Here is a 23389-nt window from a genome sequence, read left to right on the forward strand (position 1 = left end):
GTTTCACTAGAGGAAACATGACGAGCGGGGGTTCGATGACCGCAGTCGTCGACGAAACAACCTTCCGTCAGGTGCTGTCCCGTTGGCCCAGCGGCGTGGGAATCGTCACCACAGCCGGTGACGACGGATGGCACGGCATGACGGCGAGTTCGTTCAGCAGCGTCAGCCTCGCACCACCCCTGGTCCTGGTCTGCCTGGACCGGACGATCCGCTCACACGATCTGCTCGCGCGCAACGGTGTCTTCGCCGTCAACGTCCTGGGCCGCGACCACCTCGCCCTCGGGCGCAGGTTCGCGGGGATGGAGCCCGAGGTCACCGACCGCTTCGCGGCGGGCGACTGGATCCCCGGCGCCACCGGCAGTCCCCTCCTGACCGACTCGGCCGCCTGGGTGGACTGCCGCGTGATCCAGCGGTATCCCGGCGGGGACCACACCATCTTCCTGGGCGAGGTCGTCGCCGCGGGCGTACCCCGCATCACCTCCCCCCTGCTCTTCCACTCCCGGTCCTGGGGGCAGTTGGCGGACCCGCTGCCCGACCGGGTGGACCTGGCCGACACCGGCCTGGCCGACACCGGCCCGGCCGGAGCGGCGGCGCCGTACACCGCGCGTGCGGGCCGGGCGCTGCGGCTGGCGGGCGTGCGGGTGCGCCTGGCGGCGCCCGCGGGCGCGGCCGGAGCCGGGGCCGACGGACTCGGCTGTTCCTCGGCCCACGTCACCGACGGGGCGGCCGCCGTCGCCGCGGCGGCGGCCGGCTCCCCCGCCGTCGAGTTCACCGTGGCGGCGGACGGCGACGGCACGGGCGCCGCCCGCGTGGTCCAGGCGTTACGCGACGCCGGACACCCTGACACACTGGTGGTGGCCCGGATACGCGACGCACTGCGCCCGGGGCAGGCCCGGGCCTGCCTGCTGACCGTGCGGCAACTGGCCGCCGTCGGATGCGGGGAGATCGTCCTGGAAGAGCCCGCGGACGGTCCCGACGAGGCGGACGGCACCTCACCCCTCGCGCTGCGCCGGCTGCTCCAGGACGCCGGGCCCGAGGCCGGGGCCGTGCCGCTGCGCCTGGCCCTGCGCGACCACCACGGACTCGGCCTGGTCAACGCCCTGACCGGCATGAAGAGCGGAATCCGCTGCTTCGAGACCACGCTCGGCGGCCACGGCGGGGCACTGGCCACCGAGCGACTCGTCCTGCTGTGCTCGCGCATGGGCGTCGCCACGCCCCTGGACAGCGCCGCCCTGCGCGCCCTGCACACCGGGACCCACGTCCCGCACCCTCAACCGCCCGCCGCGCCCACCTCCTTCCCGGCTCCCGCACCCGCTTCCTCTCCGGCTCCCGTGCCCGAACCCGCCCCCGAGCCCGAACCCGCCGCCGTCCGCTCCCCACTGCCGGCCACGGCCTCCCGCGCCCCCGAACTCCATTGAGGAGAGACACCTGATGACCACGCCTCAGCTCACGGGCGCGCAGCTTCTGGACCGTATGACGCCGGCCGAGCGGGCCCGCGCCGAGCGCGTCGAATCCGTCCTGCCCAGCCTGCGGGAGGCCGCCGCCGACGCCGACTCACAGGCCGCCTTCCCGGTGGGCCACACCGCGCTGCTGCGCAAGGCCGGACTGCTCGGACTCGTCGTGCCCGAGGAGTACGGGGGGCTGGGCGGTGGTCTGCGCGACCTCGCGGCGGCCACGTACGCCATGGGCACCGCCTGCCCCTCCACGGCGCTCGCCTTCTTCTTCCATCACACCAGCGCCTCGCGAGGCCTGCTGCCGCTGGAGGCCATCCGCGCGGGCCTGTTCACGCCGGAGGAGACACCGGTGGTCACCGCCTTCGCCGAGCGGGTGCTGACCACGATGGGAGCCGGCTCCTGGCTCGCCAACTTCGCCAGTGAGTCGGTCAAGAGCTCCGGCGCGAACATCTCCATCGCCACCACCGCCTCACGCGCCGAGGGCGGCTGGGTCCTGTCCGGGGAGAAGTCGTTCGGCTGCGCGACCGGCGTGGCCGACCTGTACCTGGTCACCGCCCGGCTGGAGAAGACCGACACCGCCGAGGGGCTTGCCATGTTCCTCGTCCCGCGCGACACCCCCGGAGTGACGTCCCGGCCGCCGTGGAACGGGCTCGGCATGCGCGGCAGCGCCAACCACGGCATCCGGCTCGACGAGGTCTTCGTCGCCGACCGGGACGCGCTGGCCGTGCCGGGCGCCTTCACGCGCATGCTCCAGGTCAGCCGCGGCAGTTTCGTCGGCAACCAGCTCGCGATCGCCGCCGTCTACACGGGCGCCGCGCGGGCCGTGTACGACTACACGCTGGAGCTGCTGACGACCAAGACCTTCGCGGACAGCGGTCGGCCGATCGCCTCCTCCCCCATGCACCAGGTCATCATCGGGGACATGACGCAGAACCTGGAGACCGCCTACCAGTGGCTGCGGCGCCAGCTCGAACTGGAGACCTCCGAGCCGCCGATCAGACCCAAACCGGAGGTGTTCAGCCAGTGGCGGCTGGGCAAGGGCGCCGTCACCGAGGCGTGCTTCGCCGTCGCCCTGGGCGCCCTCAAGGCGTCGGGAACCTCCGAGGCGCGGCTGGACGGTCTCATCGGCCGTACGCTGCGGGACCTGGCGATGGGGCTCGTGATGACCTTCCCCGCCGAGCGGGGCCGCCTGGAGGCCGCGCGGATCGCCACCGAGGCCCAGGAGAACGCGCTGTTCGCGACCCTGGGGGAAAACCGGTGACCCCGCCGACCGACCCCGCCGACCGCCTGCCGGCGGACCTGCCGGACACCGCCGACCTCGCCGGGGGTGCGTGGCAGCCCTGCGCGGTGCCCCTCGGCTTCGACCTGGAGGACCCCGACACCGGCGAGACGGTCCGCCCCGCCCTGGGCAGTTCCGCCGGACGGATCGAGGCGGCGCTCGCGGAAGCGGCCGCGCTGCACGCCACGGCCGCCTGGTGCGACGTGCCGGACGAGGAGCGGGCCCGGGCCCTGGAGAGCGCGGCCGCAGCGATCGAGGAAGCCGTGCCGCGCATCGTGGCGGCGGAGGCGTTCGCCACCGGCGTCCCGCTGGCCCAGACGCGCGGCCTCGGCGTCATCCTCACCGGCGCCTTCCACATCGCGGCGGCCCAGCTGCGCTCCGGACTGCTGCGGCGCACGGTCACCGGCCGAGGCGGCCACCCGGTGCTCGTACGGCGCGCGGCACTCGGGCCCGCCCTGTGCGTGGTGCCGTACAACGCCCCGGCGCCGATGGCCGCGCACAAAGCGGCCAGTGCGCTCGCCGCGGGCTGCCCGGTCATCGTGAAGGCGCCGGAAATGGCGCCGTACGGAACCCAGTTGACGGTGGAAGCCGCGATGCGCGGGCTGACGGCGGCGGGGGCGCCGTCGGCCGTTCTGCAACTGGTGCACGGGGACGCGAGGGTCGGAGCCCGGCTGGTGGCCGACGAGCGCGTACGGGTGGTGTCCTTCACCGGCGGGACGGAGGCGGGCCGCGAGATCGGCGCGGTCTGCGGCAGGGCCCTCAAGCCGGTCCAGCTCGAACTGGGCGGCAACAACCCGCTGTTGGTCCTGCCCGGCGCCGATCCGGCGACCGCGGGCCGGATGGCGGCCGAACTGCTGACGGCGCTGAACGGCCAGTGGTGCCGGGCGCTGGGCCGGCTGATCCTGCCGGCCGACCTGGCTCCGGAGGTGCTGGACGCCGCCGGCCGCGAGCTGGCCGCGCTGCGGGCGGGCGGCCCGCTGGCCCCGGGTACCGGCTTCGGTCCCCTCGCGCACTCGCGCCACCACGCCGCCCTGACGGCGCGCGTACGGGAGCTGACCTCGGCCGGGGCCAAGGCGCACGCCTGGACCGACGTGCCCGCGCGCGGCGGCCACTTCGCCCCGCTGCTGGTCACCGGGGCACCCGAGGAGGCCACCCGGCGGGAGATGTTCGGCCCGGTGGCCGCCGTACACACCTACGAGCGGGAGGAGGAGGCGCTGCACCTGGCCAACTCCACCGGCTACGGCCTGGAAGGGTACGTGTGCTCCGCGGACCCCGACGACGGGCTGCGGGTGGCGGCTCGTATCGCCGCTGGGGAGGTGAAGGTGAACGGCTCCTCCGTGATGAGCCTGCACCTGGACACGCCTCGCCCGGCCTGGGGCGCCTCCGGCCTGGTCGACGAGGGCAGCGCCGAGACACTGCTGCACTTCACCGGCTCCCGGGTCACGGGCGTGGAGCCGACCCCATGAGCGCGCCGGAACCGATGGCGGCGGGCGAGGCCGCGACGGTCACGGAGGCCCGAGCGGAAACGGCCGCGACGGTCGGTGCGGGACCGGGCGACGGGGACCGGGATGTGCGCGTCGTCGTGGCCGGGGCGGGGCCGGTGGGACTGACCGCCGCTCTGGTGCTGGCCCGCCGGGGCGTGCCCGTGACCGTGCTGGAGGCGGGGACGGAGCTGGCGGCGGAGTCCCGTGCCTCCACCTTCCATCCGCCCACCCTGGAGATGCTGGCCGAACTGGGCGTCGTGGACGCGCTCCTGGCGCGCGGGCTGCGCGCCGACTCCTTCCAGTTCCGCGACCGCCGCACCGGGCCGGTCGCCACCTTGGACCTGTCGCTGCTGGACGGGGACACCCCCTACCCGTTCCGGCTCCAGTGCGAGCAGAACAAGCTGACGCCGCTGCTGCTGGACGCTCTCGGCCGTCTGCCGGGCACGGACATCCGCTTCGGGGCGGCCGTGGCCGGCGTCGAGCGGAATGCGCGGGGCGTCCACGCGGTGCTCGCCGACGGCGGCCGGGTGCGCGGCGCCTGGCTGGTGGGCGCCGACGGAGCCCACTCGGCGGTACGGCGCTCGGTGGGTGCGGAGTTCCACGGGATGACCTACCCGGAGCGGTTCCTCGTCGCCTCGCTGGACGAGGACCTTCGGGCCGTGCTGCCGGATCTGGCGCCCATCGCCTATGTCCTGGACCCGGACGAGTGGATGGTGCTGCTGCGCACCCCCGACCACTGGCGGGTGCTGCTGCCCACCCCGGACGACACCTCCGACCGCGGCGAACTGGCCCGGCTGCCCGGCCGGCTGCGGGCGCTCACGGCGCGCCGCGGCGGGCCGGCCGTCGCACACGCCGGCCTGTACCGGGTTCACCAGAGGGTGGCCGGGACCTTCCGCAGTGGCCGCGTGCTGCTCTGCGGGGACGCCGCGCACGTGAACAACCCCCTGGGCGGCATGGGCATGAACAGCGGCATCCACGACGCCGTGCTGCTCGGCGGCGCCCTGGCGGACCTGCTCACGGGCGAGGGAACCGACGGTGAACTGACCGCCCGCGCCGAGGAGCGCCGCGCCTGCGCACTCGACTACGTGGGGGCCGAGACACACGCCGACTGGGAACGGCTGCGCGCCCGGGATCCGGCACAACGGGCCGCCCTGGTGGCCGAGTTGCGGGCGACGGCCGCGGATCCGGTGGCGGCGCGGCGCTCCCTGCTGCGCAGCTCGATGATCGACTCGCTGCGCGGGGCGGGGTGGCCGCGGTGACGGCGCCGCCGCTCGAGGCCGCCGAGATCACCGTGGAGAACCCGGCCCGCACGGCCCGGCCGGTGGGGACCGTACGGGCGCACAGCGGCGCGGAGGTGGACGCCGCCGTGGCGGCCGCCGCCGCGGCGGCGCCCGGCTGGGCCCGCACACCGGACACGGACCGGGCGACGGCGCTGACCCGGATCGCCGACGGTCTGGAGGCCGGCGACGGCGATCTGGCGGTGCTGCTGGCGCGGGAGTCGGGCAAGCCGCTGGCCGACTGCCGCGGCGAGCTGGGATACGCCTGCGCGGTGCTGCGCTGGTACGCCGAGCGCGCCCCGGCGCTGCTGTCGCGGCGCACGGTCGACGACGCGGCGGGCCGGCTGGAGCGACGGCTGCGGCCGTACGGGGTGGTCGCCGCGCTGACTCCGTGGAACGCGCCGGTGGTCCTGACCGCCGTCAAGCTGGCCCCCGCCCTCGCCGCGGGCAACGCGGTCGTCGTCAAGCCGTCGCCGCTGGCACCGCTGGCCGTCTCGGAGTTCCTGGCAGGGGCGGCGCGTGAACTCCCGCCGGATGTGCTGCGGGTGTGCCACGGGCACGCCGGGACCGCGCTGGGTCTGGCGGGCCATCCGGGTGTGGGCAAGCTGTCGTTCACGGGCGGGACGGTCGCGGGACGGGCGCTGGGTGCGGCCGCCGCGGAAGCGCTGACGCCGACCACGCTGGAGCTGGGCGGCAACGACGCGGCCGTCCTGCTGGACGACGCCGTCCTCGCGGACGCGGACCTGGACCGGCTGGTGCTGGCGAGTTTCGCGACGGCCGGTCAGGTGTGCATGGCGGCCAAGCGCGTCTACGTGCCGCGGGCCCGGCTCGACTCCTTCCTGGAGCGGTACGTGGCGGCGGCGGCACGCGTGCTGCGGCTCGGGGACCCGTTGGACCCCGGGACCACGGTCGGGCCGGTGATCTCGGCGCAGGCCGCGGACCGGGTGCGCGCGCTGGTCGCCGACGCCCGGGCGCGCGGGGGCACCGCCGTCGAGCTGGGCACCGTGGGGTCCGGGACGGACCTGGCCGCCGGGCACTTCGTCCGGCCGACGCTGCTGCTGGGGCTGCGGGAGGACGCACCGCTCGTACGGGAGGAGCAGTTCGGGCCGGCGCTGCCGGTGCTGGGTTACGCGGACGAGGACGAGCTGGTGGAGCGGGTCAACGCCGGGCCGTACGGTCTGGCGGCGTCGGTGTGGAGCGCGGACGAGGAACGGGCCTTCGCGCTGGCGGCCCGGCTCGACGCGGGCTTCCGCTTCGTCAACACCCACAACCGGACGGGTATGGCGCTGCGAGCGGCCTTCGGCGGGGTCAAGCACAGTGGACACGGCCGGGAGTACGGGGCCGAGGGGCTGGCGGAGTACGTCCAGCCGGTGCTCACGCACGCTCCGGCCGCCTTCCGCCGGGGCGGGCCGGGCATGGCCCCGGGGGCGTACCCGCCGGGCTGAGCCGGGCGGTGCGCCGGGCACCCGAGGACCTGGCCCCGACGTCCGGGTGCGCCCGCGAACGGGCCGGGGGCCGGCCGGTCAGGACTCCAGGTGATCGACGACCGCCCTGTGGGCCAGCCGGGGGACCAGCCAGGCGGCCAGCTCCAGATGGGCGGGATGGCTCTGGTAGGCGGCGAGTTCGGCCGGATCCGTGTGGCGCGTGGTGAGGACGAGGTCGTAGGAGTGTTCGGAGCCGGTGGTGTCCAGACCGACGTCCAGGGACCGGATCTGCGGAACCGCGCCGACCAGCGCCCGCAGCCGCTCGGCGGCCTGAGGGGCGTGGGCGGGATCGGTGAAGCGCATCACAACGACGTGCACCAGCACGGCACTTGCTCCTTCGCTCGATGACGCACTCCCCCTGTCGCGGGAGGGCGCGGCGAGTGTATGTTCGGGAAACGCTGTTCCGCCAGAGGAACCATTGGAGTTGCCCGTGGACGAAACGCGTACGGTCCGTGTCGCGGCCGCCCAGTTCGCGGTGGGCCAGGACCGCAAGGCCAATCTGGCCGCCTGCCTCCGGATGATCGACGCCGCGGCGGATCAGGGCGCGATGCTCGTGGTCCTGCCGGAGTTCTGCAACCACCTGTCCTGGTACGACGACCGGGAACAAGCGCTGGCCGCCGCCTGCCGGGCCGGGGACGACTTCCTCGGGCCGGTCGCCGAACGCTCCGCCCGGCACGGCATGTACGTCAAGATCCACGTCACCCTGGCCTCCGGGGACGGCCCGTCCGGTACGGAGCGCGTCACCGCGGCGAGCCTGCTCTACGGACCGGACGGCGCCCTGGCCGGGGCGGCGGACAAGCAGGTCCTGATGGGCAGCGAGAACGACCACCTGACACCGGCCGGCGAGCCCGGCCCGGTCCTCGGCACCGCCCTCGGGCCGGTCGGGCTGTACTCCTGCATGGAGGGGGTCGTCCCCGAGGTGTGCAGGGGGCTGGCCCTGCGCGGGGCGCACGTGCTGCTCAACAGCCTCAACTCCTTCGCCCTGGACGAGGCCGCCCTGCACATCCCGGTGCGTGCCGCCGAGAACAGGGTGTGGGTGGTCGCGGCCAACAAGGTCGGGCCGCTGCTCCCGGCGGACCGGGTCGGCGCGATCAGCGCCGCCATGGGAGTTCCGGCCGAGGCTCTGGACGGGGCGGGCGAGAGCCAGATCGTCGCCCCGGACGGCACGGTCGTCGCGAAGGCCTCACGGCACGGAGAAGCAGTCGTCACGGCCGACATCCGGCCGGGCGTGGCCGCCGACAAGGTCCGGGCGGACGGCACCGACGTCTTCGCGGCGCGCAGGCCCGCCCTCTACCGGCCGATCGCCTCCCGCCCCGTTCCCGCGCCCGCCTTCGCCGGGACCCGCGCCGAGCGGGTCGATGCCGCGGTGGTCCGGCCGTCCGGCAGCGGCCGCGCGGCCGTCGAGGACGCGGCGCGGCTGGCCGGCGAAGCCGCCGGGCGGGGCGCCGCACTGATCGTGCTGCCCGAGCTGTTCTGGTACCCGGGAGGCGTCCTGCCCGATCCGCGAACGCCTGACACGGAGCACGCGCGGACGGTGCTGGACATCCTGCGCGGCGCGCTGGCCGGCAGTTCGGCGTACCTCGCCTGCACCCTCCCGCTGCCCGCCGGCCACGCCGGCGTCCTCCTCGACCGCGACGGGCCGGTGCTGACCCAGCGCCAGCTGCACGACGGGGCCCGTCACCGCGGCTGGGCCCGCGCGGGCGAGGCGACTGCCCTGCTCACCTATGACACGCCCTGGGGGCGGGTCGCGGTCGTCCTCGCCGACGACGCCGTCCAGCCCGAGACCCTGCGGCTGGCCGCCCTGGCGGGCGTGGACACGGCCGCGGTCTGCCTCGGCGGCGCGGCCGAGCCCTGGGAGTACACGCTCGGCCTGCCCGAGCGGGCGGCGGAGAACCGGATCAACCTCGTGGCGGCGGGACACGAAGGCGGCGCCGTGCACGCCCTGCCCGTGGAGTTCGGCCTGTGGCGCTCCCGGGAGGCGCCCTTCGACGGCACCATCAGCACGCCCGCCACCACGGCGGCCGGCCCCGGCCTGACCCTCGCCCCCGTACGGCCCCGGCAGGCCGGACGGCGGCTGGTCTCGCGCGGGACGGACCTGGTCGACGGACGGCCCTGGAGGCTCGCGGACGCCCTGGTGACGCCCCGCCCCGCCGGGCCCCGCAGGGACGGCGCCACCCACCCCCGTACCCCGGCCACCGAAGGAGCGTTGTGAGCGACGTGTCGCAGACACTCAAGGCCGTCCAGGACATGGCCGACGAAGCCCCGGTCACCGATGTGACCGAGACGTTCCTGAAGTGGCAGGAGCTGCTGGCCGAACTCAAGGAGAAGATCGCGGCCCGCTTCGAGCTGCGCCGGGACCCCTCCACCGAGGAACTGGAGACCTTCGGCGCGAAGGCCGACGGCCCGCGCGGCTCGCTGGCCGGCTACACCGGACCCGAGATCGACTGGATGATCCACTCCTGGGTCGGCGACCCGGAGCACGGCTTCGTCAACCTCCACCTCACCGTCTGGCTGGGCCCGCAGGTACGTGTCCCGCACCTGGGGATCGCCCTGCTGTGCTGGCCCGGCGGCTGGTTCTACCTCGACTCCGTGCCCCGGTCCGGCCTGGTGGCCGACGGCGACTACTACGACCGCTACTACGCCCCCGCCGAGCAGGAGTGGCTCGCGGTGCGCGAGGAGTACAAGGACCTGACCTGGTTCACCAGCCGCTCCGGCTTCATCAGGGGCAGTCTCTCCCCGACCGCCTACTGCTACTCGATGCCCCGCGACGAGCGGCACATCGCGTTGGTGCGCCGCCTGACGCACGAACAGGTCGACCGCTGGCTGGGCTGGGTGGCGGAGGCCGAACCGGTGCCGCCCGCCGAGCGCGCGGCGCTGGCCGCCGCCGACCTGGCGGTCCGGCGCAACATCGTGGAGCGCGACCCGGCGAACGTGATGGGCGTGCGGTACTTCGGCGAGCGGGCCACCGACCGGCTGGTGCGGGCCCTGTGGGGCGGCGACCGCGGTCTGCCGAGGCCCTCGTGAACCGGGGCCGGTCGGAGATCCGGCCGGAGGTCCGGTCCGAGGTCCGGTCCGAGGTCCGGTCCGAGGTCCGGTCCGAGGTCCGGTCCGAGGTCCGGTCGGAGGTCCGGACAGAGGTCAGGTCGGAGTGGCGGGCCTGCCGGGTACCCGGCCTCAAGGAGCCCTACGACACCGCGCACCTGCGGGTGTTCTACCCCTCCCGCCCCACCGGGTCCGACACCGAACGGCTGACGGGAGTGGTCGCGGCCGACGCCGGGCGCGCCCCGTTCCCGGTGGTGGTCCTGCTGCCCGGCATCAACGTGCCGGCCGACTCCTACCGTTGGCTGGCGGTCCTGCTGGCCGCGCGCGGGTTCGTGGTCGTGACGCCGGAGCTGGTCGGGGAGTTGTTCGGCGGGAGCCACGGGGTGACCCCGGGCATCGACCTGGACGCCTGCGGCCCTGGCGCGTACGGGACCCGGGCGACGACGCCGCTGATCGGCGCGGTCCTCGGGTCCCTGGCCGAGCCGGCCCCCGCCTCGCCGCTGGCCGGGCTGCTGGACCTGGAGCGGGTGGTGGTGGGCGGGCACTCCGCGGGCGGCACGGTGGCGCTGCAGTCGGCCGCCCATGTGCCGGGCCTTCGTGGGGTGTTCACGTACGGCGCGCACACTCTGGTGGCGGCGGTTCTCGGCCATCCGCCGGGCACGGTGCTGCCGGTCGGCGCGCGGGTGCCCGTACTGCTGATGTCCGGTGAGCACGACGGGGTGATCGCCGCGAGCACCGACCGCTACGCGGTGGCGGACGCCGGCGTGGACCCCGATCCCGTCGCCCGTACCTTCCACGAGGCGTTGGCCGACGCCGACGGCGCGCACGCCTGGGTGCGGATCGCCGGGGCGCACCACTTCACCCTCTGCGACCCGGTGGACGCGACCAGCGCCCGCGCCTTCCTGGAGGCGCCGGGCGAGGACGGGGGCCGCGCCGTGGACGGCGCACGCGCTCTCGTCGGCCGCCTGGTGGCGGCGTTCTGCGCGGCCGCGGTGCTCCCCGGGCGACCGGCACCCACGGACCCGGCCGACCCGACGGACCCCGTCACCCCTGAAGACCCCACCGAGCCCACCGAGCCCACCGAGCCCACCGAGCCCACCAAGAACGACGAGAACGACGAGAACGACGCGTACGACGCGCTGCTGGCGCGACCTCATCCGAGGCTGCTTCACGTGCGGCGCCGCTGACGTCCGCGCCTCTCCCCCGCCCGCGTCGAACCCGACGTCGAACCGCACGAGACCGCGAGGTGCTCCGCTGATGCTGAAGAACTTCTGGTACGCGGTCGAGTTCTCCGACCGTGTCGTCCGCAAGCCGCTGAAGGCCGTCTGCCTCGGCCAGTCCCTCGTGCTCTACCGCACCCCGGCAGGGAAGGCGGTCGCGCTGTCGGACCTGTGCGCGCACCGGGGCGCCGCCCTGTCCGCGGGCACCCTCAAGGACGACTGCGTCGTCTGCCCCTACCACGGCTGGCGCTTCGACCCCGAAGGCGCCTGCACCACCATTCCGGCCAACCAGCCGGGCCGCGGCATACCGAAGAAGGCGCGGGTCGACGCCTACCCGGTGCGGGAACGGTACGGCTTCGTCTGGGTGTTCCTCGGCGACCTCCCCGAGGAGGAACGGCCGCCGATCCCGCACTGGCCGGAGTTCGAGGACCTGGTCGAGGACGGAGGCCGGTTCAAGGCGGTCACCGGGGAGTTCCTGTGGCACTCCAACTACGAGCGGATACTGGAGAACGGCTGCGACATCGCGCACACCCCCTTCGTGCACGCGGGCTCCTTCGGCAACCCGGACCGGCCGGAGGTGGAGGAGTACACGCTCGAACAGCCCGACGAGTGGTCGGCTTTCGCGACCGTGTCCCTGAACCCGCCGGCGGCCAAAGGGCTGTGGTCGAAGCTCTACACGGACCGCAGGTCCCAGGGCCAGGACCGCCCGCCGGTGGTGACCACGGCCGGCTGGATGCTGCCCAACATGATCAAGCTGCATGTCCGGCTGCCGCTCGGCGACATGATCATCTACGACACCAACATCCCGGTCGACGAGACCACCACCCTGGTGAAGTGGGTCGCGCTGCGCGACTTCTTCACCGGGGACTGGGCCGACGGCAACGCCCGCAAGCGGGTCCTGCGCATCTTCGACCAGGACGCCCCGGTGGTGGACGGCACCCGTCCCGAGCTGCTGCCGGCCGACCTCGGCGCCGAACTGCACCTGCGCTCCGACCTGATCTCCGTCGCCTATCGCAGGCGCCGCCAGGAACTGGCCGCGAAGGGCTGGGCGGTGAGCGACGACGACCGGATCGTCGGCGACGTACCGGCACGCAGCGCCACCGTCATCGCCTCGCCCGGCCGCCGTGCGGTGCCGGAACTGGCCCGCGCCTGGGAACAGAAGGCCCAGGGATTCCACCCGACGGTGGAGGGCGCTCAGTCCCCGGCACCGGCCACCGAGAAGGAGTAGCCCTGTGACGTCCTCCCCCTCACCCGCCCCGGACGCCTCCGCGAACGGTGCGACCCCCGCCGCCCGGCTCTCCCGGACCGTGGTGGACGCCCTGCTGGCCGGGACGGCGCTCCAGGAGCGGCCGACGCCCTGGACCGTGCTGACCTCCCCCGCGTCCCCCGATCCGGTCGGCTCCGTACGGTACTTCCGCGGCGACGAGCAGGACGGGGGTGTCGACGCGGTCGTCACCGTCTCCCTGGTGGTGCCCGCCTTCGGGCTCGACAGCCACATGGTGTTCGCCTTCGGCGCCGCGGAGGGGCCGCTGCCGCACTTCACCCTCGACTCCGTGCAGGCGGGCGGCGGTTACGCCTTCCACCTGGACCTGGTGCAGCGCGTCGACCTCGCCGTCAGCCCCGCCTACGCGGACCTCGTGTACGGGCCGCTGACCACCCCGTTCACCCGCGCCTCGGAGATCCCGGGCCTCACCCCGGCGGCGATCGGCCCGCGCCAGCGGTCTCTGATGTCCCCCTGGATGCTGGTGCACCGCGCCGACGAGGCGGCGCTGCGCGCCGTCACCCCGATCGCCGAGGAGTACCTGCGGCACTGGCTGGAGCTGGTCCGGGCCTTCCCGGCCGACGCCGCCGCCGAGGCCAAGGAGGGCGACGCGCCGGGACGCGACCGACGGCTGCGCCAGGCCCTGTTCAGCCGGGAGGTCGACCCCGTATGGGCACAGGTGGACCGGCTGCTGGGCCCACCGACCACCGACGGCCTGCGCGCGCTGCTGACCACCGGCAGACCGGCCGGCGAGGAGGCCGGGGCATGAGCGCGAGCGACGACACCACCACCGGGTCCGGACCGAGCGTGTGGCAGCGGCGCATCGCCGGGGAATGGCACGGCCGGCCCTCCCTCTTCGACGCGCAGGGGACCTGGTGCGGTTACGAGGACATCCGCCGCTCCTCCGACTTCGCCGAAGGCCGCACGCTCTACCGGATGGACGGCGGCCTGCGCCAGGGCGGCCCGCTGGCCGGCCGCTTCCAGCTCGCCGCGCCGTTCGCCTTCGGGGTCGACGACGCCGACGACAACCGCCTGTACACCGGACCGGACTTCCACGGCAGCGGACAGCCGTACGGCTCCTTCGTCGACGCCCACTACTACGGCCCGGGCTGGCAGGTGGCGCTCAACACCTGGAACCACGTCCTGCCTGACGGGCGGACGCAGGTCTACTCCTCGGTGCTGCACCAGGGCTGGACCGTGATCGGCTGCTTCAACGGCGTGTACGTGCGGACCACGGACCACGACAGCAGCGAGGCCACCCGCGAGCACGTGGCCCGTCACCTGGCGGCCGAGACGGACGCCGGCCCGGTGCCGTGGATCCTGCCCACCAAGCACCCCGGCGCCTTCACCGGCTCGTGCGAACTGTGGAGCGCAGCGCAAAGACCCCTCGGGGACGTGGAGGTGGAGATCGCGGTGCGGCCGGTGGACCTGCTGCGCGCCCGCCACCACGTCACCTGGCGGGGCGCCGGCCTGGACCGCTCCTTCACGGTGGAGCGGCGGCGCGACGGCACCCGCGAGTTCTGGGAAGGCCCCGACGCCTGGGGCAACGCGCAGGCTTTCGGACGGGCCAACTTCCCGCTGTGGCACTTCACGGACGGGGACGTGCACCGCGTGCGCGGACGGGAGTTCGTCCTGGACGCACGCCCGGCGATGGCGGCGGGCGGCCGACTGGCCGTCACCTACGAGCTGTTCGGCGGGAACACGCTGACGGCCGTTCTGCACGGCGTCCTGGACTGGGAGGCCGCGTCATGACCGCGACCGTGGTGATCACCGGCGGTACCCGCGGCATCGGGCACGGACTGGCCCGCGCGTTCCTCGACCGCGGCTGCAGGGTCGCCGTCTGCGGACGGGACGAGGCGGTCGTCGAGGCCGCCCTCGAGAAGCTGAGGGGTGGCACGCGCGCGGTCGGTCACACGGCGGACGTGACGGACCGGGAGCAGGTCGCCGGGCTGTGGACGGCGGCCGAGAACGCCTTCGGCCCGGTCGACGTCTGGATCAACAACGCGGGAGCCACCACCGCCCGCAAACCACTGTGGGAGCTCGGCCCGCAGGAGGCCGACGCCGTCACGGCGGTCAACCTGCGCGGCGTCGTCAACGGCAGCGCGGTGGCCGCGGAGCACTTCCTTCGCCAGGGCCGCGGCCGGGTGTGGAACATGGAGGGCTTCGGCTCGGACGGCCGGACCATGCCCGGACTCAGCGTGTACGGGGCGAGCAAGCGCGGCGTCACCTACCTGACCGGCGCTCTGGCGGCCGACCTGAAGCGGGAACGGGAGACCCGCCCCCACGACGTACGGGCGCTGCTCCTGTCACCCGGGATCGTGGTCACCGACCTGCTGCTGCACGACTACACACCGCGGGAGTACGCGAAGGCGCGGCCGGTGCTGAACATCCTGGCCGACCGCGTCGAGACGGTCACCCCGTGGCTCGCCGACCGGGTGCTGGCCGACCGGACGGCCAACGGCGGCCGGGTGGCGTGGCTGACGCGCCGCAAGGCGGCCGGACGGTTCGCGACGGCCGCGCTGCGCAGGCGGTCGGTGCTGCCGCCGGAGCTCCCGTCGGCGGCGAACCGGGCGGTCGCCCCGTGAGCGGGCCCGTGGACTATCCGCTGGCCCTCGCCGTCGAGGACTTCGTTCCGGTCGTCCTGACGGGCGTGGGGGCCGCGCTCCTGACCGGGCCGCTGCGCCGTCACGGCGCGCGCACCGGGCGGGCCGCCACGGCCGGCGCCGCGCTGATCCTCCTCGGAGGGCTCTCCAAGGCCACCTGGAAGCTGACGGTGGCCCTGGACGGTCCAGACGTCCAGGCCCTGAACAGGGCGCTGTTCCCCTGCCTGTCGGCGGGCTTCCTGCTGCTCGCACAAGCGCTGCTGACGCTCCCCACAGCCGGTGCGCACGAGACGGCGGTCGCCCGCGGGACCCCACCGCTGTGGGGTTTCGCCGCCGTCTGGGCGGCCACCGGCCTCGCGGGGCTGCTGCTGACCTCGACGGCGCCGCACATGGTGCTGACCATCGTGGCCGTCACCGTCTGCGCGGTACGGCTGATCCTGCTGGCCCGCTCGCACGGGGACACCCTGGCCGCGTCCGCGGGCGGGCTGTGGCTCACCGGCATGTACGTCCTGGGCCCGCTGGCGGCCCGCCCCGACCAGAGCGTGGCGCTCCAATGGGTGGAGCAGTCGGCGAACACCCTCACGCAGGCGGCGTTCGTCCTGCTCGCGTGGCGGCTGGCGAGACACCGGCGCGGCACCGCCCGCTCCACCGTGCCCTCCCCTTCCCTCTCCTCCGGCTGATCGGCGGCACCCATGACGGACAGTCTCGGCTGGCGGCGCAAGTTCGGCGTCATCGCGCCCAGCACCAACACCATCGTGGAACCCGACTTCGCGCGCATGTCCGTACCGGGGGTGACCTCGCACTTCTCGCGCATCCACATCCGCGACCAGAACATGGACCAGGACGCCGGCATGGAGCGGCTGCTGGAACAGATCCGCGACGAGATCGGCGCGGCCTGCGAACGGGTGCTGACCTGCGAGCCGGACTACATGGTCATGGGCATGAGCGCGGAGACCTTCTGGGGCGGCGTCGAGGGCAACCGGGCCTTCGTGAAGCAGATCCACGACATCACCGGGCTCCAGGTGGCGACCGGAGCCGAGGCCTGCGAGCGGGCACTGCGGCTCTTCGGAGCTCGACGGATCGCCGTGGTGACCCCGTACCAGCCGGTCGGCGACGCCAACGTCCGGCGCTTCTTCACCGAGTTGGGCTTCGACGTGGCCGGCATCAAGGGCCTGCGCTGTCCCACCGCCGTGTCCATCGCTCATGTCACGGAAGCCGAACTGCGCGCGACGCTGGTCGAATTGGCCGCGCTTCCGGGCGTCGAGGCGATCGTGCAGTGCGGGACGAACCTGTCGATGGTGTCCCTCGCCGACGAGGCGGAACGGTGGCTCGGGCTGCCGGTGATCGCCATCAACGCCGCCACGTGGTGGATGGCGCTGCGGGACAACGACTGTCACGACACCCTGCACGGCTACGGCACCCTGCTCCGCGACCACTGACCCCCGGGCGGTGAGCCCGAGGCCCTGGCCCACCTCTCCCCTCCCTCCTTTTTTGCCCACAGCCTTCCTGCACAGAATGGGATTCCTCGTGCCCGCACTGATCCGCACGGCCGCGGCCGTGCTCATCGCCCTGTCGTTCTTACCCCCCACCCAGGCCGCCGGCGCACCCGCGGCTCCCGCCGCCCCCGCGCCTCCCGCGTCCTTCTCCCCGCACACCGTCGACCCGGACCTACCCGGCGCGGCCTTCGCCGTGGCGGGCGACATCGAGGGGGACCGCAGGCAGGAGATCGTCGCATCCGGGTTCGGCCGCTTCACGACCGTTCCCGGTGGCCCGCCCCTTCCCCCCGCGGCCGGTCAGCTCGCCGTCTACCGGCAGGGCGGACGGGGACTCGACACCTGGTCCAAGCGGCTGGTGTTCGACACCGACGCGGCGATCCCCTTCCCCAACGAACCGTCTCTGGCGGACGTCGACGGCGACGGCGACCAGGACATCGTGGTCCCGGGCGGGTTCTTCCGCTGTACGACGCCGTGCGGATCCCTTACCTGGTGGGAGCGGCGCGGCGCGGACACCTGGAAGCGCCACGACGTCGTGGCGCCGGGCAGCTCGCCGCTGTTCTACCACCGCGCGCTGCTGGTCGACTTCGACGGCGACGGCCGCCGCGACCTGGTGACGGTGGGCGAGTCCGCCCGGCCGGTCAGCAGGATCGAGGGCGAGGAACCGGCCAACGCCTGGATCCAGGTCTTCCGGGGCACCGCCGGGCCCGAGCGCTTCAGCGACAAGCCGGTCGACGTGGCACCCGGTGGCGGCGCCCTGCCCGTCGTGGAGGACGTCGACCACGACGGCGACCTCGATCTCGCGTCCCCGCAGTACTTCGAGCCCGGAGCCGCGTACGTCTGGCTGGAGCGGACCGCCGCACCGGGCCCGGACCGGCCGATGGGCACCTTCGTGCGGCATGTCATCGACACCACGCAGGGCCGGGCCATCGCCCTGCGGCCGGTGCGCAACCTCTACGGCGACGGCCGGACGACGTGGGTCGGCACCAACCACACCAACACGTCCTTCCCTCCGGGCTCGACGGATCCGGCCTCTCAGGTGGTCGCCTTCTCCGTGCCCAAGGACCCGCGCTCCGCGTGGACGCCGACCGTCGTGTCCAGCGGCATCACCTCACGGGGGCGGGCCGGCCAAGGCGCGCCCGGCGTGTTCGGCAGCGGCGACATGGACGGGGACCGGGACGTCGACCTGCTGGTGTCCGGCGACGGGGACGACCGGCTGTTCTGGTTGGAGCAGCAGGCCGATCACACCTTCACGACCCACGTCCTCGCGACGGGTGCCGGTCAGGCCGGAGGAGCGGTGGTGACCGACCTCGACCGTCGGTGGCCCTGCCGCAACGAGGCAGTGTTCACCGTGTTCGAGTCGGACAGCGTGATGCTCTGGACGCGCGACTGATCCCGCGGCCCGCCCCGCCGCGGCACTGACACGACCTTGAGCGCACCTGACGATCGACGCCCGTCGGCCTGCTTCCGAGCGGGCCGACGGCTCGACGAACCGCGAGGGTCAGCGCACCGAGGGGAGTTGGTGTGTGGCCCAGTATTCGGTGGCGGTGATGCCCAGGAGCACGACGTCGTGGAACTCGCCGGCGAAGAATTCGTGCTGGCGCAGCCGTCCCTCTTCGAGGAAACCGAGGCCGCGGTAGAGAGCGAGGGAGGCGTCGTTGAAGGCGTAGACCTCTACTTCGGCCTTGTTGCAGCGCTGCTCGGCGAACATGTAGGTGAGGATCAGTTCGGTGGCTTCAGCGGCGTAGCCCTTGCGGCGGTGTTCACGGGTGATCTCGATGCCGGTCCGGAATCGTCCCGCACGGCTGTCGGTCTCCCCGACCGTCACGGAACCCGCGAACGCGCGGTCGGCCAGTGTCTCGATGACCAGGCGGAAGGCTTCTCCCCCTGGTGAACGCCCGGCGCGCTCGGCCGTCCAGACACGAAGGCTTTCCTCGGAGCCGGGCGGCTCGACCAGGTCGGCGTTGCGGGCGTCGACGGTGTGCTTGGCCAGATCGCGAAAACCCTCCCAGTCGTCCGGCTCGACACCCCGCAGACGTACCTTCTCCCCGGTCCACATGTCGCCCATGGTGTCCACCACTTCGTCGGATGCAGCCGCTGTCGGCCTTGCACGTCGAAGGGCAGATGGTATCGGCTGCGTTCGAACCTGCCGGGGCTTGGAAGTAGGGCCTTCAGAGAGGTCAGTAGACCTGCTGGACGACGACCGCGGGGTCCGCGATGTCGCCCCAGTAGCGGACGTAGGAGCGTGCGAACGGGTCGCCGAGTGCGGCCTTCAGGAACAGCGCGGACCAGCGTGCGGAGGTACGGATGCCGTCGACCTGGTCGGTGGTCTGGGGCGAGGGGTCGGGGGCCGCGCCGGGCGGATTCTGGACGTCGGTGATCCCGTAGTGGTTGACCTCGTCGACGGTGACGAGTGCCTTCGGGGCACCCTTCATGGCTTCGTACGTGGCCTGCGCGGCGGAGGGCGCGGCGATACCGTCGGCCGAGCCCTGGATCAGAGCGACCGGCATCGTGTTGTTCACCGGGACGACCGGACCGCCCCCGGGAGGCACGTTGTTGGTGCCGAAGAAGGCGGCCGCCTTGAGCTCTGCGGGCTTGACCGCACCAGGCGGCAGGCCGAAACAGAACGGCGGCTCGCACTGTCCCTGGACGGTGGCCAGGCCCGCGGCACCGCCGAAGGAGTGACCGAGCAGGGCGAAGGAGGCGGGGTCTAGCCGGCCGACGAGGGGACTGTCGGCCCTGTTGTTCTCGGCCTTCGACCAGGCGACGGTGGTCAGGCTCTGGTCGGCGGAGGCCCAGAGGCCGGGGACACCGAAGACGGAACGCACGTGATTGGGAACCACCACGACGAAGCCGAACGCCGCGACGGTGCGGGCGTATCCCTCGTAGTGGCTCTTGTCGACGTTGGCGCCCTGCTGGAGCAGTACCACGGGGAGGTGGCCGCCGCTCTCCGGGTAGTAGACGTCGGCCGCGTCGGCGCCGACGGAAGCCGCGTAGACGAGGGTGGGGACGGGGCTGGGACTCTGCCGGGTCTCAGCGGCGGTGGCCGGGACCGTGGCGCCCGCGACGGTCAGCAGGGCGCTTCCGAGCAGAGCGACCGCGATGTTGCGCCGGGCGTTGCGACGTGCGTGGGTGTGCGGGGCGTGTGCCATCAGTGATCCGATCTTCGTCGCTGCCGTGGAGTCGAGGACCCTTCGTTTCGCTTGAAGAAACTTTGTTTCTTTTTCAGTAAACCGATTGGGCGCGCGTGCGTCAACAAGCGCTCCGGGCCGGCCGGACCGGGCAACCGCGGCGGCGTCGGCCACCCCGGACGCTCACCCTCAACCGCCTTTGCCCACCGGGCCGTTGACAACTCGAAGGCAGCGGATGACCCTAGGACGACCCCGCCACATGACCGGGTGGTCACGCCGGGTCCCGGAAGTCGCATGGCATGCCTCTGTGTGAGAGAAGCAGGATCAGACCGGAGCATCCGACATGACCAACGCCGTAGGCCCCCGAGCCGTGTTCGGGGTCGTCGTTCCGAGCACCAACACGGTCGTGGAGCACGACTACTGGGGCGCACTCGTCCCCGGAGTCGCCTACCGCGCGGGATCGATGCACATCCCCCACCCCGTGATGAACAGCGACCGGGACTTCGAGGCGCTGCTCACGCAGATCAGGGCATCCATCGACGTCGCGGTGCGCGACGTCCTGACGGCGGAACCGGACCGCATGGTCATGGGAATGTCCGCGGAGACGTTCTGGGGCGGCGTGGCGGGCAACGCCGACTTCGAACGCCGCCTGCGTGAGCGCACCGGCCTGCCGGTGACCACCGGAGCGAGTTCCTGCCGGGCCGCGCTGAACACCCTCGGATGCCGGCGGATCGCGGTGTTCTCCCCGTACCAGCCCGTGGCGGACCGCGAGGTGGGCCGCTACTTCACGGAGGCCGGATTCGACGTGGCGGCGATCTCGGGGCTGCGCTGTCCGACCGCCATGGACATCGCCCGTGTCGGGCCGGAGCGCATCCGTGACATGGTCGCCTCGCTGGATGAGCCGTCCGTCGACGCGATCGTGCAGGTGGGCACGAACCTCTCCTTCGTCGCCCAGGCCGACGCCCTCGAATCCGAGCTGGGAAAGCCGGTCGTCGCCATCAACTCCGCCACCTTGTGGCACGCGCTGCGCGAGCACGGCCTGGACGACCGTGTCACCGGTGCCGGCAGCCTGCTCCGCGACCACTGAGGCCGCCGCGTCCGAATCCGGCTCGGCCTCGCCGCTACAACAAGGGCTGCCCGCTCAGGTGTTCATGACTTCCTGGCCGTCGGCGGTCGCGTGCTGCCGAGGTGCCGGAGCAGGAGCACGGCGACGGCCGCGGTGGTCAGTTCGCCAAGGGGCAGGGCTGCCCAGATGCCGTGCGGGCCGAGTCGGCCCAGGGCGAGAACGAGGGGGATCTTGATCAGGAGGAGGGTGCCGATGGTGACCAGATAGGCGGGGGCGGGGCAGCCCAGGGCTTGCGCGTAGGCGGCGACGAGTGGGCCGATGCCGGCGACGGTCAGGCCGAGAGCGATGACGCGCAGGGCCTGTTCGGCGGTGCTGACGGCGTCGGCGTCGCGCAGGAACAGGGCCGTCAGAGGACGAGCCGACAGGACGAGGGCGGCGGCGCCGAGCAGTCCGTGGAGGAGGGAGGCGAGGAGCGCGAGGTCGCGGGCACGCCGGGCACGGTGGGGCAGGCCGCGGCCGGTGTTGTAGCCGACGATGGGCTGCAGGCCCTGGCTGATGCCGGTGTGGGGCATCGTCGCGAAGGTCTGCAGGCGGGCGCAGACGGCGTACGCGGCCAGGGCGGTGGCCGAGCCGGTGGCGGCAAGCGTGCTGTTGACGACAACGGCCAGCAGGGTGACGCCCGTTCCGGCCAGGAACGACGGCAGACCGACGCCGAGCAGAGCACGCAAGGTTGGCCCATGGGGCAGGAGGTCCCGGGCGCGCACGCGGTAGGGGCGGCCGGATCGGCCGAAGAAGAACCACAGGCTCATCGCCGCGGACACGGCCTGGCCGCCGACGGTACCGAGGGCCGCGCCGCGTACACCCATGCCGAGTCCGAAGATCAGCAGCGGGTCGAGGGTGATCTGCACGGCGACGGCCACGAGCCACAGCAGGGTGGCGTAGCCGGTGCGGCCTTCGGCGCGGACCAGGCTGGAGAACCCCGTGGAGAGCAGTGCCCCGCACAGCAGGATGACGGCGTACGGGCGGGCCGCCTCGCGCAGTTCACCGTGGGCGCCCAGGAGGGTGAGCAGCGGGTCGAGGAAGGCCAGGCCGAGCGCGGTGGTGACGGCGGCGCACAACCAGAACAGGGTGAAGGAGTTTCCGGCCGCGCGGGCGGCTCTCTCCCGGTCGCCCGTGCCCAGAGCGCGGGAGATCAGGGAGGCGCCGCCCGCGCCGACGGTGGTGGACACCGCGCCGAGCAACAGCAGCAGCGGGGCGGCCAGGTTGACCGCGGCCATCGCGTCGTCGCCCACCCCGTGACCGACGAACCAGGCGTTGGTCAGGGCGTAGACGCCGTACACGCCGACGGCGGCGGTGGTCTGGGCGCAGGACCGCAGCAGCAGCGGGCCCACGGGGTCGGTGCCGAGGCGGGTGGTGGCGTCGGGGATGCGGGTTTGCGGGGCGGTGGTCACCGTCGGGTGCGGCCGAGTGATGCCATCGCCTCGTCGAGGTGGGGGCGGGCCCAGTCGTACTGCTTGGTGTCGGTGTGGCCGCGGTACACGGTCTCGATGACCATGATCAGCATCAGGTAGAGGCCGTAGAGACGGCGGCGCACCTGCTGGGTCCCGGTCAGTTCGCCGTGGCCGTAGCCGCGCATGAAGGCCGTCGGGTCGCCGAAGACGGCCAGCTGGATGCCGGTGAAGCCCGCCTCGATCAACGGGTCGCCGTAGAAGGCGCGTTCATGGTCGATGACGCAGACGAGTTTTCCGTCGCGGACCATGACGTTGCTGTCCCAGAGGTCCCACTCGACCAGGCGCGGTTCGGTGATCTCGTCGAGGCTGCCGGCGTGTTCGGCGACGACTTCGCGGACCGTGTCGTAGGGTCGGCCGATGTCCACGCTCCGGCGCTCGCCGTCGTGCAGGACGTCCTCCAGCATGCCGGTGAACACCCGCCGCCAGCTCGGGTCGCCGGGTCCGTCCAGCGGCCCGAACGCCGCGCCGCGCAGGGAGTTGATCTCCCGGTTGGCCGCGCCGACCTGCTCCATGTAGCCGTCGCGCTCGGCGGTCGTGAGCGACTCGACGATGACGCCGAGGTTGTCGGCGTCGACGTACGGCATGAAGAACCAGTCGGCGTCGCACAGTTCACGGCTCCGGTCGGCGAAGTCGACGGCCGGCACCGGAACCGAGGTGTGCTCGCGCAGGAGCCCGATCGTGGCCAACTCGGTCGACATGGCGCCGCGTTCGTAGGTCATGACCTCCACGTGCGGCGGCGGGGCGATCTTCAGGACGACCTCGGCTCCGTCCCGCAGGCGTATCCGGTAGGCGACGTTGAACCAGCCGTGCCCCAGCTCGCTCGCCCAGCCCTCCCCCGTCGGAACCCGGTCGGCACCGTAGGCGCGCTCGATCATGGCGCGCAGCGTGCCGGACGACTGCCTGTTCTTGGTGATGCTCTCCACACCCTGCCCCTTCGACGGTGGCGTCCTGATGGCGCCGACGGGTGTGGGGCCCCGTGCCGCACCGACTCACGGCCCGGGACGGGACCGCTCCGGAGAAGTAGACACCATGTAGTGGCCATACATCCATGGAACCGGGCCCCACGACATGCTGCTCGCCAACG

At 73.3% G+C, this 23389-nt stretch carries 21 protein-coding genes; 16 read left to right on the forward strand and 5 right to left on the reverse strand.

Annotation, left to right across the window (positions count from 1 at the left end; translation table 11 throughout):
- The first annotated feature begins 17 nt into the window (after positions 1-17).
- From ACFYYF_RS00820 to ACFYYF_RS00840, 5 genes are read left to right on the forward strand one after another with little or no spacing between them, the layout of a single operon-like run.
- On the forward strand, positions 18-1418 hold the full coding sequence (locus ACFYYF_RS00820; protein ID WP_388769860.1) for a flavin reductase: 1401 nt from the start codon (positions 18-20) through the stop codon (positions 1416-1418).
- 13 nt (positions 1419-1431) lie between these two features.
- Positions 1432-2715 carry an acyl-CoA dehydrogenase family protein gene (locus ACFYYF_RS00825; protein WP_388769862.1) on the forward strand — a complete coding sequence of 428 codons (1284 nt, stop codon included), beginning with the start codon at positions 1432-1434 and terminating at the stop codon, positions 2713-2715.
- On the forward strand, positions 2712-4199 hold the full coding sequence (locus ACFYYF_RS00830; protein ID WP_388769864.1) for an aldehyde dehydrogenase family protein: 1488 nt from the start codon (positions 2712-2714) through the stop codon (positions 4197-4199). Before ACFYYF_RS00825 ends, ACFYYF_RS00830 begins: the two co-directional genes overlap by 4 nt.
- On the forward strand, positions 4196-5476 hold the full coding sequence (locus ACFYYF_RS00835; RefSeq protein WP_388769866.1) for an FAD-dependent oxidoreductase: 1281 nt from the start codon (positions 4196-4198) through the stop codon (positions 5474-5476). Before ACFYYF_RS00830 ends, ACFYYF_RS00835 begins: the two co-directional genes overlap by 4 nt.
- Positions 5473-6939 carry an aldehyde dehydrogenase family protein gene (locus tag ACFYYF_RS00840; protein ID WP_388769868.1) on the forward strand — a complete coding sequence of 489 codons (1467 nt, stop codon included), beginning with the start codon at positions 5473-5475 and terminating at the stop codon, positions 6937-6939. The genes ACFYYF_RS00835 and ACFYYF_RS00840 overlap by 4 nt, the downstream gene beginning before the upstream one ends.
- 78 nt (positions 6940-7017) lie before the next feature.
- Here ACFYYF_RS00840 and ACFYYF_RS00845 read toward each other — a convergent pair whose 3' ends face one another.
- Positions 7018-7302, reverse strand: coding sequence for a Dabb family protein (locus ACFYYF_RS00845; RefSeq protein ID WP_388769870.1), 285 nt, complete (start codon positions 7300-7302; stop codon positions 7018-7020).
- Between the two features lie 106 nt (positions 7303-7408).
- Between ACFYYF_RS00845 and ACFYYF_RS00850 the strand changes: the two genes are divergently transcribed.
- From ACFYYF_RS00850 to ACFYYF_RS00895, 10 genes are all read left to right on the forward strand, one after another.
- Complete coding sequence (locus tag ACFYYF_RS00850; protein ID WP_388769872.1) at positions 7409-9190, forward strand: nitrilase-related carbon-nitrogen hydrolase; 1782 nt, start codon at positions 7409-7411, stop codon at positions 9188-9190.
- Positions 9187-10002, forward strand: a complete 816-nt coding sequence (locus tag ACFYYF_RS00855) for a hypothetical protein (protein ID WP_388769874.1) — start codon at positions 9187-9189, stop codon at positions 10000-10002. The genes ACFYYF_RS00850 and ACFYYF_RS00855 overlap by 4 nt, the downstream gene beginning before the upstream one ends.
- Complete coding sequence (locus tag ACFYYF_RS00860; protein ID WP_388769876.1) at positions 9999-11207, forward strand: alpha/beta hydrolase family protein; 1209 nt, start codon at positions 9999-10001, stop codon at positions 11205-11207. Before ACFYYF_RS00855 ends, ACFYYF_RS00860 begins: the two co-directional genes overlap by 4 nt.
- Positions 11208-11277: 70 nt before the next feature.
- Entirely contained in the window at positions 11278-12468 is a 1191-nt protein-coding gene (locus ACFYYF_RS00865) for a Rieske 2Fe-2S domain-containing protein (protein ID WP_388769878.1), read from the forward strand.
- Positions 12469-12472: 4 nt separating this feature from the next.
- Positions 12473-13270 (forward strand): hypothetical protein, encoded by a 798-nt coding sequence (locus ACFYYF_RS00870; RefSeq protein WP_388769880.1) that lies wholly within the window; start codon positions 12473-12475, stop codon positions 13268-13270.
- Positions 13267-14253, forward strand: a complete 987-nt coding sequence (locus ACFYYF_RS00875) for a hypothetical protein (RefSeq protein WP_388769882.1) — start codon at positions 13267-13269, stop codon at positions 14251-14253. The genes ACFYYF_RS00870 and ACFYYF_RS00875 overlap by 4 nt, the downstream gene beginning before the upstream one ends.
- Positions 14250-15086: an SDR family NAD(P)-dependent oxidoreductase gene (locus tag ACFYYF_RS00880; RefSeq protein WP_388769884.1), complete on the forward strand. Its 837-nt coding sequence runs from the start codon at positions 14250-14252 to the stop codon at positions 15084-15086. Before ACFYYF_RS00875 ends, ACFYYF_RS00880 begins: the two co-directional genes overlap by 4 nt.
- Positions 15083-15784, forward strand: a complete 702-nt coding sequence (locus tag ACFYYF_RS00885; RefSeq protein ID WP_388769886.1) for a hypothetical protein — start codon at positions 15083-15085, stop codon at positions 15782-15784. Before ACFYYF_RS00880 ends, ACFYYF_RS00885 begins: the two co-directional genes overlap by 4 nt.
- Before the next feature lie 12 nt (positions 15785-15796).
- On the forward strand, positions 15797-16543 hold the full coding sequence (locus ACFYYF_RS00890; protein ID WP_388769888.1) for an arylmalonate decarboxylase: 747 nt from the start codon (positions 15797-15799) through the stop codon (positions 16541-16543).
- A gap of 76 nt (positions 16544-16619) precedes the next feature.
- Positions 16620-17990, forward strand: a complete 1371-nt coding sequence (locus ACFYYF_RS00895) for an FG-GAP repeat domain-containing protein (protein ID WP_388769890.1) — start codon at positions 16620-16622, stop codon at positions 17988-17990.
- A gap of 108 nt (positions 17991-18098) precedes the next feature.
- Here the strand turns inward: ACFYYF_RS00895 and ACFYYF_RS00900 are convergent, their stop codons facing one another.
- Positions 18099-18665 carry a GNAT family N-acetyltransferase gene (locus ACFYYF_RS00900; protein ID WP_388769892.1) on the reverse strand — a complete coding sequence of 189 codons (567 nt, stop codon included), beginning with the start codon at positions 18663-18665 and terminating at the stop codon, positions 18099-18101.
- A gap of 112 nt (positions 18666-18777) precedes the next feature.
- Positions 18778-19749, reverse strand: coding sequence for a hypothetical protein (locus ACFYYF_RS00905; protein ID WP_388769894.1), 972 nt, complete (start codon positions 19747-19749; stop codon positions 18778-18780).
- Between the two features lie 322 nt (positions 19750-20071).
- Between ACFYYF_RS00905 and ACFYYF_RS00910 the strand changes: the two genes are divergently transcribed.
- Positions 20072-20815, forward strand: a complete 744-nt coding sequence (locus tag ACFYYF_RS00910; protein ID WP_388769896.1) for a hypothetical protein — start codon at positions 20072-20074, stop codon at positions 20813-20815.
- Positions 20816-20877: 62 nt separating this feature from the next.
- Here the strand turns inward: ACFYYF_RS00910 and ACFYYF_RS00915 are convergent, their stop codons facing one another.
- Positions 20878-22245: an MATE family efflux transporter gene (locus ACFYYF_RS00915; RefSeq protein ID WP_388769898.1), complete on the reverse strand. Its 1368-nt coding sequence runs from the start codon at positions 22243-22245 to the stop codon at positions 20878-20880.
- Entirely contained in the window at positions 22242-23228 is a 987-nt protein-coding gene (locus ACFYYF_RS00920) for a phosphotransferase family protein (RefSeq protein WP_388769900.1), read from the reverse strand. The genes ACFYYF_RS00915 and ACFYYF_RS00920 overlap by 4 nt, the downstream gene beginning before the upstream one ends.
- Positions 23229-23389 lie beyond the last annotated feature (161 nt).

The sequence above is a fragment of the Streptomyces sp. NPDC001914 genome (genome assembly GCF_042891215.1).
GTDB lineage: Bacteria > Actinomycetota > Actinomycetes > Streptomycetales > Streptomycetaceae > Streptomyces.

Coding starts and splice junctions, on each gene's coding strand:
- ACFYYF_RS00905 (WP_388769894.1), bottom strand. CDS start 19,749: ATGGCACACGCCCCGCACACCCACGCACGTCGCAACGCCCGGCGCAAC.
- ACFYYF_RS00895 (WP_388769890.1), top strand. CDS start 16,620: ATGGGATTCCTCGTGCCCGCACTGATCCGCACGGCCGCGGCCGTGCTC.
- ACFYYF_RS00825 (WP_388769862.1), top strand. CDS start 1,432: ATGACCACGCCTCAGCTCACGGGCGCGCAGCTTCTGGACCGTATGACG.
- ACFYYF_RS00880 (WP_388769884.1), top strand. CDS start 14,250: ATGACCGCGACCGTGGTGATCACCGGCGGTACCCGCGGCATCGGGCAC.
- ACFYYF_RS00890 (WP_388769888.1), top strand. CDS start 15,797: ATGACGGACAGTCTCGGCTGGCGGCGCAAGTTCGGCGTCATCGCGCCC.
- ACFYYF_RS00835 (WP_388769866.1), top strand. CDS start 4,196: ATGAGCGCGCCGGAACCGATGGCGGCGGGCGAGGCCGCGACGGTCACG.
- ACFYYF_RS00875 (WP_388769882.1), top strand. CDS start 13,267: ATGAGCGCGAGCGACGACACCACCACCGGGTCCGGACCGAGCGTGTGG.
- ACFYYF_RS00900 (WP_388769892.1), bottom strand. CDS start 18,665: ATGGGCGACATGTGGACCGGGGAGAAGGTACGTCTGCGGGGTGTCGAG.
- ACFYYF_RS00865 (WP_388769878.1), top strand. CDS start 11,278: ATGCTGAAGAACTTCTGGTACGCGGTCGAGTTCTCCGACCGTGTCGTC.
- ACFYYF_RS00820 (WP_388769860.1), top strand. CDS start 18: ATGACGAGCGGGGGTTCGATGACCGCAGTCGTCGACGAAACAACCTTC.
- ACFYYF_RS00910 (WP_388769896.1), top strand. CDS start 20,072: ATGACCAACGCCGTAGGCCCCCGAGCCGTGTTCGGGGTCGTCGTTCCG.